Origin of the sequence: Rathayibacter sp. RFBD1 (assembly GCF_002932915.1) — a bacterium.
Taxonomy (GTDB): Bacteria; Actinomycetota; Actinomycetes; order Actinomycetales; family Microbacteriaceae; genus Rathayibacter.
This window is the reverse complement of the sequence record NZ_PSWQ01000019.1, coordinates 54,781-67,656: the sequence shown is the minus strand read 5'-3', so window position 1 is coordinate 67,656 and position 12,876 is coordinate 54,781. Positions and strand designations below refer to the sequence as shown.

The following is a 12,876-nucleotide window of genomic DNA, read 5'->3' as shown; positions in this document are numbered from 1 at the left end:
CGCTCGGAGGAGGGGTGCGGGCCGGGAACCCTAGTATTAACGCATGCCGGACCTCACCATTCCTCGCGAGCTGCTCCCCCACGACGGACGGTTCGGCTGCGGCCCGTCCAAGGTGCGGCACGACCAGCTCGCCCACCTCGCGACGCAGGGCGCGCACCTCCTCGGGACCTCGCACCGCCAGGCGCCCGTCAAGGACCTCGTCGGGCGCGTGCGCGAGCACCTCGCCTCGCTGTTCCGCATCCCCGAGGGATACGAGGTCCTGCTGGGCAACGGCGGCTCGACCGCCTTCTGGGACGCCGCGGCCTTCTCCCTCATCGAGCGCCGCGCCGAGAACCTCACGTTCGGCGAGTTCGGACAGAAGTTCGCGGCCGCCGCCTCCGCGCCGTTCCTCGAGCCGGCCCATGTCGTCTCCGCCACCGCGGGGTCCCGGAGCGAGGTCGAGATCGTCGAGGGGATCGACGTGTACGCGTGGCCCCACAACGAGACGAGCACCGGAGTGATGGCCCCGGTCCGCCGGGTCCGCGGCGACGAGGGCGCGCTCACCGTCATCGACGCCACCAGCGCGGCGGGCGGCATCGACGTCGACATCGCCGAGGCCGACGTCTACTACTTCGCCCCGCAGAAGAACTTCGCCTCCGACGGCGGACTCTGGTTCGGCCTCTTCTCCCCCGCCGCGATCGAGCGGATCGAGCGCATCGCGGCGAGCGGCCGCTACATCCCCGAGTTCCTCAGCCTCAAGAACGCCGTCGACAACTCGCGCCTGAACCAGACGCTGAACACTCCGGCGCTCTCGACCCTCCTGCTGATGGAGTCGCAGCTCGAGTGGATGAACGCCTCGGGCGGCCTGGCCTGGGCGTCGGCGCGCACGGCCGAGTCCTCCTCCGCGATCTACGACTGGGCCGAGGCCTCGAGCCTCGCCACCCCGTTCGTCGAGGTGCCCGAGCACCGCTCCCAGGTCGTCGCGACCGTCGACTTCGACGCCTCCGTCGATGCCGCTCTCGTCGCGAAGATCCTCCGCGCGAACGGGATCGTCGACACGGAGCCGTACCGCAAGCTCGGCCGCAACCAGCTGCGCGTGGCGACGTTCGTCGCGATCGAGCCGGACGACGTCCGCTCGCTGCTCGGCTGCATCGACCACGTCCTCGAGCGCCTGGCGGTCTGAGGCACGCCATGCGGCTGTGGCTGCGCGAGGAGGAGCGGCGGCCCGCGCCGCCGCCCTACGCGAGCGACGACGCGACGGCTCTGCTGGTCGGGTGCGTCGTCTGGGCGGTCGCGCTCGTGGCCGTGCTCGTGGCGACGGCCGTCGGAGCCGTCATCGAGCCGGTCGTTCTGTCGACCGTCGTGATCGGACTGGTCCTCGGCACGATCGGGCTGTTCTACAGCCGCAACCGACGCTAGACCGCGTCGGTCTCCATCCGGAGTCCGGTGCCGTCGGCCTCGGGCTCGAGACGGACGCGCAGGCCGGTGAACTCGCCGAGGCGCTCGACGTGGGTGCCGCCGCACGCGATCGCGGCGTCCCCCGCGGGGAGGGTGCAACGCCATGTCCGCCGCGTGCTGAGGAGGTCGTCACCGCGCTCGATGAACACTTCCGCGTCCGAGGCGATCCACTCGGCGAGGAGGGCGTTCACCCGCTCCTGCACCTCGAGGATCTCCGCCAGTAGGCGGGCGGTGTCCATTCCGCTGCGTCGGAGGGACTTGCCGAGGCGGTAGACGTCGGTGGAGCCGGACTCGCGGATCCGCGAGGTCTGGATCGCCGCCTGGTCGAAGTCCGGGTTCCCGAGAGCGTCGGTGCGCGCCGGCTTCGACCAGAACGAGGCCAGAGCGGCGTTCAGGGCGAGGGAGGCGAGGTGGCAGGCGGTGTGCCCACGGGAGAGCTCGTGCCGGTGCTCCGCGTCGACCTCGACGTCGACCTCGTCGTCCACGTGGAGTGAGGAGGCGTCGTCGACGATGTGGACGACGACGAAGCTCCACTCCGGAGTGCCGAGCCGCGCCGGGAGCCGCTCGCCGACGTGCAGCTCGCCGCCCTGCCACGCCCCGATGCGGCAGTCGATGAGGGGATGCCGCTCCCCCGCCACGACCAGCGCGCCGCGGTCGGGCCCCTGGTCGGGCCAGGTCGGGTCGACGGGGTGAGCGGAGGTCGCATCGAGGACGACCGCCCAGCGGCCGTCCTCCAGCCGGCCCACGTGCTGCACGCGCCCGGAGGAGCGCACGGCGCCGTCGGGATAGGCGATGCGGGTGTCGGAGTCGATGCTCATCGGGCGGCGCCGGACCGGATCAGCGGCGACGTCGACGGCGACGGGTCGTCGGGGCGGGAGCGGGCTCGTGCTCGACGTCGTCGGAGTCCTCGTCGTCGGAGTCATCGTCCGGGTCGTCGGAGTCGTCCTCGTCCGAGTCCTCATCGTCCGAGTCGTCGTCGTCGGAATCGTCCTCCGAGTCGTCGTCGTCATCCGAGTCGTCGTCGTCGCCTGCGTCCTCGTCCTCGTCGGAGTCGTCGTCCGACTCGTCGTCGAGGTCGTCTTCCTCGGCGTCCTCGAGCTCGTCGTCGTCCGCGTCCTCGACCTCCTCGCCGAGCGCGTCCTGCGCGGTCTGGTAATCGGCCAGACGCACGGACCACGGCACCCAGTCCGGAGCGAGGACCGCGCCCTCGCCCGGCAGCAGCTCGACCTCCAGGACGTTCACGTCCTCGTTCTCGTCGATCCGGGAGAGCGTCGCCGTCCACAGCCAACCCGGGTACCCGCGCATGAGGTTCGCGAACTGCAGCGACACGACGTGCTCGCCCTGCGCCAGAGTCGTGACCAGCTCGCCGATCGTCCCCTCGGGGGCGATCTCGGCGAGCGCGGCGCGAGCGACATCGAGAGACCCCGCGAGCACGGCGTCCGCCTCGTAGACGGGCTCGGGAGCCTCGTCCGCAGCGGCCTCGTCCGCCTCCCCCGGGGAAGCGTCGTCGTCGGCCTCGGAACGGTCGTCGGCGACGGGGCCGGAATCCTCGGCAGAAGTCGCATCCTCAGCAGGAGCCCCGTCCTCAGCAGGAGCCGCATCCTCAGCAGGAGTCAAGTCGTCAGCAGGAGCCATGTCCTGAGCAGGAGCCGAGCCCTCAGGTGTTCCCGCGTCGTCAGCAGGAACCGCATCGTCAGCAAGGGCCGCGTCCTCAGCAGGAGTCGGCACTGCAGCAGAAGCCGTGTCCGCGCCGGGAGCCCCCGCCTCAGCGGCGACATCGTCGGCCGGAGGAGTCTCCTCCGCAGAGGCGGAGTCCTCGCCAGGAGCCTCGGTCACCGGGAGGGCGGCGTCGCTCTCACCCTCGCCGGAGGGTGCCTCGTCGACAGGAGCCGCCTCGTCAGCGGCGATCTCCTCGTCGGCTCCGCTCGCGTCCTCGGCGGAGGAGTCCTCCTCGGCAGGAGTCGTGTCCGGCTCGCCGGAGTCGCCCTCTCCCGAGGACTGCTCCACGCGAGCGTCCTCCGGGGTCGGAGCGGCGACGGTCTCCTCGACCGGGCCCTGCTCGTCGGTCGTGCCGTCGGCGTCAGGCATCCAGCTCGTCCGCAACCCGGCGCAGGAGCGCCGCGATCGTGCGCCCGTGCGCCTTGTCGGGGTAGCGGCCGCGCTTGAGCCCCGCGCCGATCCCGTCGAGCAGCTTGACCGTGTCCTCCACGATCACGGACATGTCGTCCGCGGACTTCCGGTTGAGCTTCACCAGGCTCGGCGGGGCGTCGAGGACGCGCGCCGAGAGCGCCTGCGCCCCGCGCTTGCCGTCGGCGATGCCGAACTCGAGTCGGGTGCCGGCCTTGACCGCGGTCCCGGAGGGCAGCGCGGAAGCGTGCAGGAAGACCTCCTGGCCGTCATCAGTGCTGATGAAGCCGAAGCCCTTCTCCTCGTCGTAGAACTTGACCTTGCCGGTAGGCATGCAGACCCCTCCTGGAAATGAAGCAGCCATCAGTTTAGTCGACCGGGGCCGCCCTATCCTTGACGGGTGAAGCCACAGGAGCCGGCGGGCGTCGGACGCGCGGAGCGCACGCTCGCCTACATGTTCATCGCGATCATCGTCGTGACGGTCCTCGCGTTCCTCGCGATCCTGGTCGCCCCCGCGCTCGGGATCCGCGAGTACGCCGGCCCGTTCTGGCAGTTCGTCTTCGCCGTGCCGCTGGTGGGCCTGCCCATCGCGTTCCTCATGATGATCGCGATGCTCATCGTGGGGGTCCGGCGCCGCCGCGCGCAGTCCTGATCGGACGCGCTCTCCTCCTGCCGCACCGCCTCCGATCCGGCGTTCCCCGCCGCCGAGCCGACACCGAGCGCCCGGACAACCGACTCCCAGACTCCGTACAGCCGACGGCCAGATACTGTCCTGCATGGACGGACCCCGCATTCTCATCGTCGACGACGAGCCCAACATCAGAGACCTGCTCACCACGAGCCTCCGCTTCGCCGGCTTCGCCGTGCGTGCGGTCGGCAACGGGGCCCAGGCCATCTCGGCGGTCCTCGAGGAGGAGCCGGACCTGATCATCCTCGACGTGATGCTCCCCGACATGAACGGGTTCGGCGTGACCAAGCGCCTCCGCTCGGCCGGGTACACCTCCCCCATCCTCTTCCTCACGGCGAAGGACGACACCGAGGACAAGATCACGGGCCTCACCGTCGGCGGTGACGACTACGTCACGAAGCCGTTCAGCCTCGACGAGATCGTCGCGCGCATCAAGGCGATCCTCCGCCGCACCATGCACGCCGAGGAGGACGCGGTCATCCGGGCCGGCGAGCTGACGATGGACCAGGACACGCACGAGGTCCTCGTCGGCGACGAGCCGGTGGAGCTCAGCCCCACCGAGTTCAAGCTGCTCCGCTACCTGATGCTCAACCCGAACCGGGTGCTCAGCAAGGCGCAGATCCTCGACCACGTCTGGGAGTACGACTTCAACGGCGATGCGGGCATCGTCGAGTCCTACATCTCGTACCTGCGACGTAAGCTCGACACGCATTCGGAGGAATCGCTCATCCAGACCAAGCGAGGATTCGGATACATGCTGAAGGTCGCGAAGGCCTAGCCTCCGCCACCTCGGCGCCACCTCCCGCCGGAGGCGCGGCGCCCGCCGATCCCGAGGGAGTTCCACCGCCATGCACCAGGGTCTGGCCGAGCGGTGGAACTCCATCTCGTTGCGCACCAAGATCACCGCGGTCACGGTCCTCCTGCTCACGCTGGGACTCCTCGTCTCGGGGATCGGGACGATGACGATGCTGAAGCCGCAGCTCGTCGCCCAGCTCGACGCGCAGCTGGCCGACCAGGTCCAGCGGACGGCGAGCGACCTCTCCGTCAACGACCTCGCCGCGATCGATGAGTCCAAGGCCGACTTCGGCGCCGTCTACGACCAGTACGGCACGCTCGACAACACGAACGCGTCCGGCGCGGCCGATCCTGCCTTCCCGCAGACCTTCACCCTCGAGCAGGCGCTGCAGGGCGGCGACAAGCCGATGGAGATCTGGAGCTCCAACGGCAAGGTCGAGTACCACGTCATGTCGACGGTGTTCACGAGGGGCACCGAGTACCAGACGCTCCTGCTCGCGGTGTCGACCCGCAGCGTCGACGTCATCATGACGACGTACCTCACGATCTTCCTCGGCTTCGGAGTCGCGATCGTCGTGATCGGCGCACTCCTCACCCGCCTGCTGGTCACCACCACCTTCGCCCCGCTGCGCGAGGTCGAGCAGACCGCCGCCGCCATCGCGGACGGCGACTTCAGCCAGCGTCTGGACGGCACGACGCCCAACACCGAGGTCGGGCGCCTCAACCGCTCCCTGAACGCGATGCTCGGGCGGATCGACTCCGCCTTCCGCGACCGCGCCCGCACGATCGACCAGATGCGCCGCTTCGTCGGCGACGCCAGCCACGAGCTGCGCACCCCGCTGGTCTCCGTCCGCGGCTACGCCGAGCTGTACCGGATGGGCGCTCTGCAGACGCCCGAGGCCGTCGGCCAGGCGATGGAGCGCATCGAGAAGGAGGCGATCCGGATGGGCGGCCTGGTCGAGGACCTCCTCGAGCTCGCCCGCCTCGACGAGACGAAGCCTCTCGCACTCGCGCCCGTCGATCTGATGCCGCTCGCCCGCGACGCCGCGATGGACGCGATGGCCTCCTGGCCCGACCGCGACTTCGGCGTCGAGACCCGCGACGACACCCCCGTGGAGACGCCCGCGCTCGAGCCCGACGAGGCCGGCGCCTCCGCCACGCAGACCATGGAGCTGACGAACCCCGGGCTCACCGGCCCGATCGCCGCTGCAGGAGCGAGGCTCGCCCGATTCCGCCGGCGTCCGCGACGGGTCAACGCCGAGGAGATCGCCGCCGGCACCGCCACCGCCCCCGAGGAGCCGGGCGTGCCGGCGATGGTGATGGCGGAGGAGAACAAGATCCGCCAGGTCCTGACGAACCTGATCGGCAACGCCGTCCGCTACACGCCCGAGGACACTCCGATCGAGATCGGCGTCGCCGTCGACCGCTCCCGCCGCCTCGCACTCCTGGAGGTCATCGATCACGGCGAGGGCATCCCGCCGCAGATCCGCGAGAAGATCTTCCAGCGCTTCTGGCGTGCGGACACCTCGCGGACCCGCGAGACCGGCGGCAGCGGCCTCGGGCTGGCGATCGTGTCCTCGATCGTCGCCGCGCACAAGGGCCGCGTGGACGTCGTCGAGACGCCGGGCGGAGGCGCGACGTTCCGCGTCGCGCTGCCGCTGCTCACGGTCGGCCAGAACGGCGAGACCTCCCCCGCCTCGGTCTGATCCGCACCGCGGTCCGTCTTACCTCGGGGGCCCCTTCGGTCCGAGGTCTCCCGTCGACGTCCGCGAGCGGCACAGATCGATCCGCTCGAGCGACCGTGACCTCGCCGACCCGGCCCGCACGGCCGCGCACGGCTCACTCTCTCCTCTTGGGGACCAACGGGCGGCGAGCCCGCCCGGACCGCTGGAGATGAGACCCGACGCTCGACGGGTGCCGCGTCGCCGGATCCTGCGGAGTCGCGTCCGCATCCGTTCGGCCGACGACATCTCCGCCCCGACCCCGGACGTCGCGACCCGCACCGGCGCACTCCACGCGCTTCTGGTGCCGGTGTCCGCTGAGGAGACCGAGGCGGCGCGGAGGGCGGTGCCACCGCAGGAGGACCGCCGTCGCGGTCGCGGAGCGGATCCAGGACCACCTGCCGGTTCGGTCGCCTGCTGCTCGCTCAGATGCCTCCGCAAACGCCGAAGGCGGCTCCCCCGGAGGGGAACCGCCTTCTGCGTGGTGGGGGGCCGGACTAGAAGTCCATGCCTCCGGTGGGGTCGCCGCCCGCGGCGACCGGGTTCTTCTCGGGCTTGTCGGCGACGACGGCCTCCGTGGTGAGGAAGAGACCGGCGATCGACGCCGCGTTCTGCAGAGCGGAGCGCGTGACCTTGACCGGGTCGATGATGCCCGCGGCGATGAGGTCGACGTACTCGCCGGTCGCGGCGTTGAGGCCGTGTCCGGTGGGCAGCTCGCGGACCTTCGCAGCGACGACGCCGGGCTCCATGCCCGCGTTGAGGGCGATCTGCTTGAGCGGGGCGTCGATGGCGACCTTGACGATGTTCGCGCCGGTCGCCTCGTCTCCGACGAGCTCGAGCTTCTCGAAGGCGAGCTTGCCGGCCTGGATGAGGGCGACGCCACCACCGGCGACGATGCCCTCCTCGACGGCGGCCTTCGCGTTGCGGACGGCGTCCTCGATGCGGTGCTTGCGCTCCTTGAGCTCGACCTCGGTCGCCGCTCCGGCCTTGATGACCGCGACGCCGCCGGCGAGCTTCGCGAGGCGCTCCTGGAGCTTCTCGCGGTCGTAGTCGCTGTCGGTGTTCTCGATCTCGCCGCGGATCTGCGCGACGCGGCCGGCGATGGCCTCGGCGTCGCCGGCACCCTCGACGATCGTGGTCTCGTCCTTGGTGATGACGACCTTGCGGGCCGAGCCGAGCAGGTCGAGGGTGACGTTCTCGAGCTTGAGGCCGACCTCCTCGGAGATGACCTGGCCGCCGGTGAGGATCGCGATGTCCTGGAGCTGCGCCTTGCGGCGGTCGCCGAAGCCGGGGGCCTTGACGGCGACCGACTTGAAGATGCCGCGGATCTTGTTGACGACCAGGGTCGCCAGCGCCTCGCCGTCGACGTCCTCGGCGATGATCAGCAGCTGCTTGCCCGCCTGGATCACCTTGTCGACGACCGGGAGCAGGTCCTTGATGTTCGAGACCTTGGAGTTGACGATGAGGATGTAGGGGTCCTCGAACACCGCCTCCTGGCGGTCGGGGTCGGTCACGAAGTACTGCGACAGGTAGCCCTTGTCGAAGCGCATGCCCTCGGTGAGCTCGAGCTCGGTGCCGAAGGTGTTCGACTCCTCGACGGTGACGACTCCCTCCTTGCCGACCTTGTCGATCGCCTCGGCGATGATCGCGCCGATCTCGGGGTCCGCGGCGGAGATGGAGGCGGTCGCCGCGATCTCCTCCTTGGTCTCGATCGCCTTCGCGCCGGCGATGAGCTCGGCGGTGACGGCCTTGACGGCCTTCTCGATGCCCTTCTTGAGGCTGATCGGGTCGGCGCCGGCCGCGACGTTGCGCAGGCCCTCGCGGACGAGCGCCTGAGCGAGGACGGTCGCGGTGGTGGTTCCGTCGCCGGCGACGTCGTCGGTCTTCTTGGCGACCTCCTTGACGAGCTCGGCGCCGATCTTCTCGTACGGCTCGTCGAGTTCGATCTCCTTGGCGATGGAGACGCCGTCGTTCGTGATGGTGGGAGCGCCCCACTTCTTCTCGAGGACGACGTTGCGGCCGCGCGGGCCGAGGGTCACCTTGACCGCGTCGGCCAGAGTGTTGAGTCCACGCTCGAGGCCGCGGCGGGCTTCTTCGTCAAAAGCAATGATCTTGGCCATGTGTGTTTCTCGTCCCTCCCGGACGTCGTGAAATGTCTGTGCTGGCACTCGACCGGAGCGAGTGCCAAGGTCGATTCTGGCACTCGCGGTGGACGAGTGCAAGCGACCGGCACGCGCTCCGACACGAAGGAGCCGCCGCCCGCACGAGGCGGACGACGGCTCCCGGGAGGCTCGGCGGTCAGGCCGGGCGGACCGATTCGGCCTGGGGGCCCTTCGACCCCGTGCCGACCTCGAACGCGACCTGCTGCCCCTCCTCGAGGACCTTGTACCCCGACATGTCGATCGCGGAGTAGTGGACGAAGACGTCCTGTCCGCCGCCGTCGACCGTGATGAAGCCGTAGCCCTTCTCAGCGTTGAACCACTTGACGGTTCCGTTCGCCATCTCTGTACTCCCCAGTGCTGTGATGCCCGCGGCACGAGCGATGTGCTGGTGCCTGGTCAGGAATACTAATCCGGCTATCGGCCCCGGGAGGGGCTGGAAAGGGCCTCGCGGGGAAGAGTTGCCCGGGATTCAACACGGAGGAAACGTGCCCGTAACAGAGGGCCCCGATCAGCCCTGCTCGGAGGCGTAATCGGCCCCCAGGACCACGACGACGGAGCCCGTCTCGACGAAGTCCTGCGAGAGCAGGACGGTCCCCGTTCCGAGCGAGTCGACGAGACCGAGGGCCGCTCCCTCGAGCGCCGGGTCGCTGAAGTAGACGGTCGTGGCGGCGATGTCCTCGGTGTTCGCGTTCGCGACGGTCGGGACGCTCCATCCGGCCGTCGTCAGGGTGTCGCCGGCGCTGGCGGCGAGTCCGACGGTGGCGGTGCCGTTGAGGACGGCGACGGCGAGCTCGGGATCGAGCGTCGCGGCGGCGGTCGGGGTCGCCTCCGCGGTCGCGGTCGGCGGAGTGAAGACGTCCGTGAACTGCACCCGGTCGTCGATGACCAGCAGCCCGATGAAGCCGAGCAGGACGATGACTCCGGTGGCGAGCGCGGCCCAGGCGAGGGCGACCGCGCGGGCGTGAGGGGCCGGCGGCCGGCGGTGGGCGCCGACGCGCGCCTCCGTCGCCGGGACCTCGTCGAAGCGGTCTCTCGGGTGCGTGTTCGACATCGGGGGTACGGCCGGCCTTCCGTTGGTGGACTCGAGCAGCTCGTCTACTCGAGGCGCCCGAGGCGTCGCGAGGCGCGGGCGCCGGCGCGCTGGTCGCGGATGCGCTGCAGCCGCGTGACGAGCATCGGGTCGTGCGCGAGGGCGGCCGGAGAGGCGAGCACCGCGCTGAGCACCTGATAGTAGCGGGCGGCCGACAGTCCGAACTGGGAGCGGATCGCGTCGTCCTTGTCCCCGGAGCGGGCCGTCCACTCGCGCTCGAAGGCGAGCACCCGCAGCTCGCGCTCGGACAGACCGGTGCCCGGCCTCGGGTCCGTCGTCCTGCTCATCCCCCCAGGGTAGGCAGGCGCGATGCCACCGCCGGGGAGGCGCTCCGAACGGCTCGTGACCGCGTCGCGGCATGGAGGCGGGGAGTCTCCTCCACAGCCCGCGGAGGCGGAATGGAGCCGTCGCCCCGGGGGTTGGACCAGGTGGAGGGGCGCGACCGCCCCCGTACACTGACGAGGATTCCGAGGGAGACCCATGTCGTCGTATTCCGTGAACAAGTCCGACGCCGAGTGGCGCGAGGAGCTCGACCGCGACCAGTACGCGGTCCTGCGCGAAGCGGCCACCGAGCGCCCGTGGACCGGCGAGCTGCTCGACGAGCACCGCTCCGGCCTCTACACCTGTGCCGCCTGCAGCGCCGAGCTCTTCAAGAGCGGCACCAAGTTCGACTCCGGCTGCGGCTGGCCGAGCTTCTACGAGTCCGTGAACCCGGACGCGGTCCAGCTGATCGAGGACAGCACCCTCGGCATGGTCCGCACCGAGGTCCGCTGCGCGAACTGCGGATCCCACCTGGGACACGTCTTCCCCGACGGCTTCGGCACGCCCACCGGCGACCGCTACTGCATGAACTCGATCGCCCTGAACTTCCAGGCCGAGGGCGAGTGACCGTGTCCTCCTCCCCCGTGCTCGAGGCCGTCCTCGCGCGCCGATCGCGCTCGAAGGTGACGCCGGAGGCTCCGGGGCACGACGAGATCGCGGCGTTCGTCTCGGCGGCGTCGCGTCTCGCCGATCACAGCTCGCTGCGCCCGTGGCGGGTCATCGAGATCCGCGGCGCCGCCCGCGACCGGGTCGGCCGCAGCTTCGCGGTCGCCTCGGGGGCGAAGAAGGACCCGCGGAAGTACATCGAGAAGACGCACCGCGCCTCCCTGCTGCTGGCCGTCGTGGTGAGCGTCAAGAAGTCGAAGGTGCCGGCCTGGGAGCAGGAGGCCGTCGCCTCGGGCGTCGCCCACCTCCTGAGCCTGCTGCTCGACGAGGCGGGCTGGGGTGTCTTCTGGCGCACCGGCTCCTACACGCGCGACAAGGCCGTGCGGAAGGCGCATCGCCTCGAGAAGGGCGAGGAGCTGCTCGGCTGGCTCTACGTCGGCCGTCCCGACGGGAAGATCGGCGGCCCCACGCGTCCCGCTCCCGCAGAGCGGCACCTCAGCATCCTCGAACCGTGAGACGCGGTGGGCCCCGATCCGGGCGGATCCGGGGCCCGCGATAGGGTGGCCGGGCGCGCGAGCGCACCTGCCGACGTGGCGCAATTGGTAGCGCACCCGACTTGTAATCGGGCGGTTACGGGTTCAAGTCCCGTCGTCGGCTCAGGAGAGAAGAAGGCCCCGACCGCTGTGTGCGGTCGGGGCCTTCTTCATGCGCGGGGCTCCTGCGCGTCCGGGGCTCAGCCCGCGGCGGCCGGAGTGGGCTCGGAGGAGGCCGGAGCCTCGGTGGAGACCGGGGCGTCGCTGGGAGCGGGGGTCTCGGTCGACGCGGGGGCCTCGGTCGAGGCGGGCGTGTCACTCGGCGCCGGGGTCTCGGAGGAGGTGGGCGCGGGAGTCGCCGACGAGTAGGAGTCGGCGGCGGCCGAGAGCACGAAGGAGCTGAAGGCGTCCGGGTCGGTCAGCGAGCCCGAGTACGCCTCGCCGTTGACCAGGACGGTCGGGGTGCCCGTGACAGCGGGCACGTCCGTGCCGGGCAGCGGACCCGATGTGGCGCGCTCGGTCGCGGCGCGGACCCAGCTCACGAAGCTCTGGTCGTCGATGCAGGTGTTCACGGCGGCCGTGTCCTCGACGCCGGCCTGCGAGGCGTAGTCCTTCAACTGGTCGTCCGAGAGTCCGTCGGTCCCCTCCGCCGGCTGGTTGGCGAACAGCAGGGAGTTGAAGTCGAAGAACGAGTCGGGCGAGCGGTCCGCGACGCACGCGGCGGCGTTGGCCGAGCGCTCCGAGTACTTGGTTCCGTTGGAGCGGGTCGTGAGGATGGCGATCGGGTGGATCTCGACCGTCGCGGCACCGCTGGTCACCCACTCCTTGATCTGGTCGCCGTTGGTCTTCTCGAACTGGCCGCAGTAGGGGCAGAGGTAGTCGAGGTAGACCCGGATGTCGACCGTGCCGGCCGAGGTGTCGAGCGCGCTGGGGGTGGGCGTCCCGTCGGCGGCGACGGCACCGCTCGTCTGCGCGACCATGTTCTCGCCGATGACGACACCGTCGCTCGCCATGTTCGCCGGGCCCGGGCCCGCGGGGCGGATGCTCGAGGTGACGGCGAAGACCACGATCACGACGACCGCGATCACGACGGCGGCGAGCCCGCCCTGCAGGGCGAAGCGGCTCACGCGGTCGCGGCGCTTCTGCTGCTCGCGCAGGCGGCGCGCCTTCTCTCGGGCGGCCTCTCGTCGCTGGTTCTTCGAGAGACGGTCGTTGGCTCCGCCGGTGGTCATGACAAGAACGCTCCGAATGAGAGAGGGGAAGAAGGGGGTCGCCGGGCGCGACTCGCCGGAATCCTACGCGCGAGCCCTGGGAAACCTCCAAACGACGGATACGCGGTGCCCGACCGACGACTGTCGGCCCCGTGGCATACTGTGACGGTTGGTCGGAGTCGCCC

At 70.6% G+C, this 12,876-nt stretch carries 15 protein-coding genes and 1 tRNA gene; 8 read left to right on the top strand and 8 right to left on the bottom strand.

Translation table 11 applies throughout. The features are described from left to right. Window positions 1–43: 43 nt before the first annotated feature. Together serC and C5D50_RS08700 are read left to right on the top strand one after the other, a co-directional pair. Entirely contained in the window at window positions 44–1,162 is a 1,119-nt protein-coding gene (serC, locus tag C5D50_RS08705; protein ID WP_104283283.1) for a phosphoserine transaminase, read from the top strand. Window positions 1,163–1,170: 8 nt separating this feature from the next. Next, window positions 1,171–1,398: a DUF2530 domain-containing protein gene (locus tag C5D50_RS08700; RefSeq protein WP_104224604.1), complete on the top strand. Its 228-nt coding sequence runs from the start codon at window positions 1,171–1,173 to the stop codon at window positions 1,396–1,398. On the opposite strand, the gene C5D50_RS08695 is transcribed toward C5D50_RS08700, so the two are convergent. The 3 genes from C5D50_RS08695 to C5D50_RS08685 are packed head-to-tail and all read right to left on the bottom strand — an operon-like array spanning window position 1,395 to window position 3,898. Beyond that, the gene (locus C5D50_RS08695) at window positions 1,395–2,255 is read right to left on the bottom strand and encodes a metal-dependent hydrolase (RefSeq protein WP_104283285.1); all 861 of its coding nucleotides are present in this window, start codon (window positions 2,253–2,255) and stop codon (window positions 1,395–1,397) included. The two genes, C5D50_RS08700 and C5D50_RS08695, sit on opposite strands and share 4 nt — an antisense overlap. Before the next feature lie 19 nt (window positions 2,256–2,274). Next, entirely contained in the window at window positions 2,275–3,525 is a 1,251-nt protein-coding gene (locus C5D50_RS16860) for a DUF3027 domain-containing protein (RefSeq protein ID WP_258069585.1), read from the bottom strand. Next, window positions 3,518–3,898 (bottom strand): cold-shock protein, encoded by a 381-nt coding sequence (locus C5D50_RS08685; RefSeq protein ID WP_104224602.1) that lies wholly within the window; start codon window positions 3,896–3,898, stop codon window positions 3,518–3,520. Before C5D50_RS08685 ends, C5D50_RS16860 begins: the two co-directional genes overlap by 8 nt. 66 nt (window positions 3,899–3,964) lie before the next feature. Here C5D50_RS08685 and C5D50_RS08680 point away from each other — a divergent pair, with 66 nt between their 5' ends. From C5D50_RS08680 to C5D50_RS08670, 3 genes are all read left to right on the top strand, one after another. Further along, window positions 3,965–4,216 carry a hypothetical protein gene (locus C5D50_RS08680; RefSeq protein WP_244229474.1) on the top strand — a complete coding sequence of 84 codons (252 nt, stop codon included), beginning with the start codon at window positions 3,965–3,967 and terminating at the stop codon, window positions 4,214–4,216. A 124-nt stretch (window positions 4,217–4,340) separates the two neighbouring features. Next, on the top strand, window positions 4,341–5,030 hold the full coding sequence (locus tag C5D50_RS08675) for a response regulator transcription factor (RefSeq protein ID WP_055787731.1): 690 nt from the start codon (window positions 4,341–4,343) through the stop codon (window positions 5,028–5,030). A gap of 70 nt (window positions 5,031–5,100) precedes the next feature. Beyond that, entirely contained in the window at window positions 5,101–6,753 is a 1,653-nt protein-coding gene (locus C5D50_RS08670) for a HAMP domain-containing sensor histidine kinase (RefSeq protein WP_104224601.1), read from the top strand. 512 nt (window positions 6,754–7,265) lie between these two features. Here C5D50_RS08670 and groL read toward each other — a convergent pair. The 4 genes from groL to C5D50_RS08650 all read right to left on the bottom strand — a co-directional run bounded on the left by groL (window position 7,266) and on the right by C5D50_RS08650 (window position 10,307). Continuing rightward, entirely contained in the window at window positions 7,266–8,888 is a 1,623-nt protein-coding gene (gene groL, locus C5D50_RS08665) for a chaperonin GroEL (protein WP_104224600.1), read from the bottom strand. A 178-nt stretch (window positions 8,889–9,066) separates the two neighbouring features. Further along, window positions 9,067–9,270 carry a cold-shock protein gene (locus C5D50_RS08660; RefSeq protein ID WP_104224599.1) on the bottom strand — a complete coding sequence of 68 codons (204 nt, stop codon included), beginning with the start codon at window positions 9,268–9,270 and terminating at the stop codon, window positions 9,067–9,069. Between the two features lie 168 nt (window positions 9,271–9,438). After that, window positions 9,439–9,981, bottom strand: a complete 543-nt coding sequence (locus C5D50_RS08655) for a LytR C-terminal domain-containing protein (RefSeq protein WP_104283282.1) — start codon at window positions 9,979–9,981, stop codon at window positions 9,439–9,441. Window positions 9,982–10,025: 44 nt separating this feature from the next. Next, on the bottom strand, window positions 10,026–10,307 hold the full coding sequence (locus tag C5D50_RS08650; RefSeq protein ID WP_104224597.1) for a DUF3263 domain-containing protein: 282 nt from the start codon (window positions 10,305–10,307) through the stop codon (window positions 10,026–10,028). 193 nt (window positions 10,308–10,500) lie between these two features. Between C5D50_RS08650 and msrB the strand changes: the two genes are divergently transcribed. The 3 genes from msrB (at window position 10,501) to C5D50_RS08635 (ending at window position 11,604) form a co-directional block, all read left to right on the top strand. Next, window positions 10,501–10,908, top strand: a complete 408-nt coding sequence (msrB, locus tag C5D50_RS08645) for a peptide-methionine (R)-S-oxide reductase MsrB (protein ID WP_104224596.1) — start codon at window positions 10,501–10,503, stop codon at window positions 10,906–10,908. Continuing rightward, on the top strand, window positions 10,905–11,462 hold the full coding sequence (locus C5D50_RS08640) for a nitroreductase family protein (RefSeq protein WP_104283281.1): 558 nt from the start codon (window positions 10,905–10,907) through the stop codon (window positions 11,460–11,462). The genes msrB and C5D50_RS08640 overlap by 4 nt, the downstream gene beginning before the upstream one ends. 69 nt (window positions 11,463–11,531) lie before the next feature. After that, window positions 11,532–11,604, top strand: a tRNA-Thr gene (locus C5D50_RS08635). Between the two features lie 76 nt (window positions 11,605–11,680). On the opposite strand, the gene C5D50_RS08630 is transcribed toward C5D50_RS08635, so the two are convergent. Next, complete coding sequence (locus C5D50_RS08630; protein ID WP_104283280.1) at window positions 11,681–12,712, bottom strand: thioredoxin domain-containing protein; 1,032 nt, start codon at window positions 12,710–12,712, stop codon at window positions 11,681–11,683. Window positions 12,713–12,876: the final 164 nt, after the last annotated feature.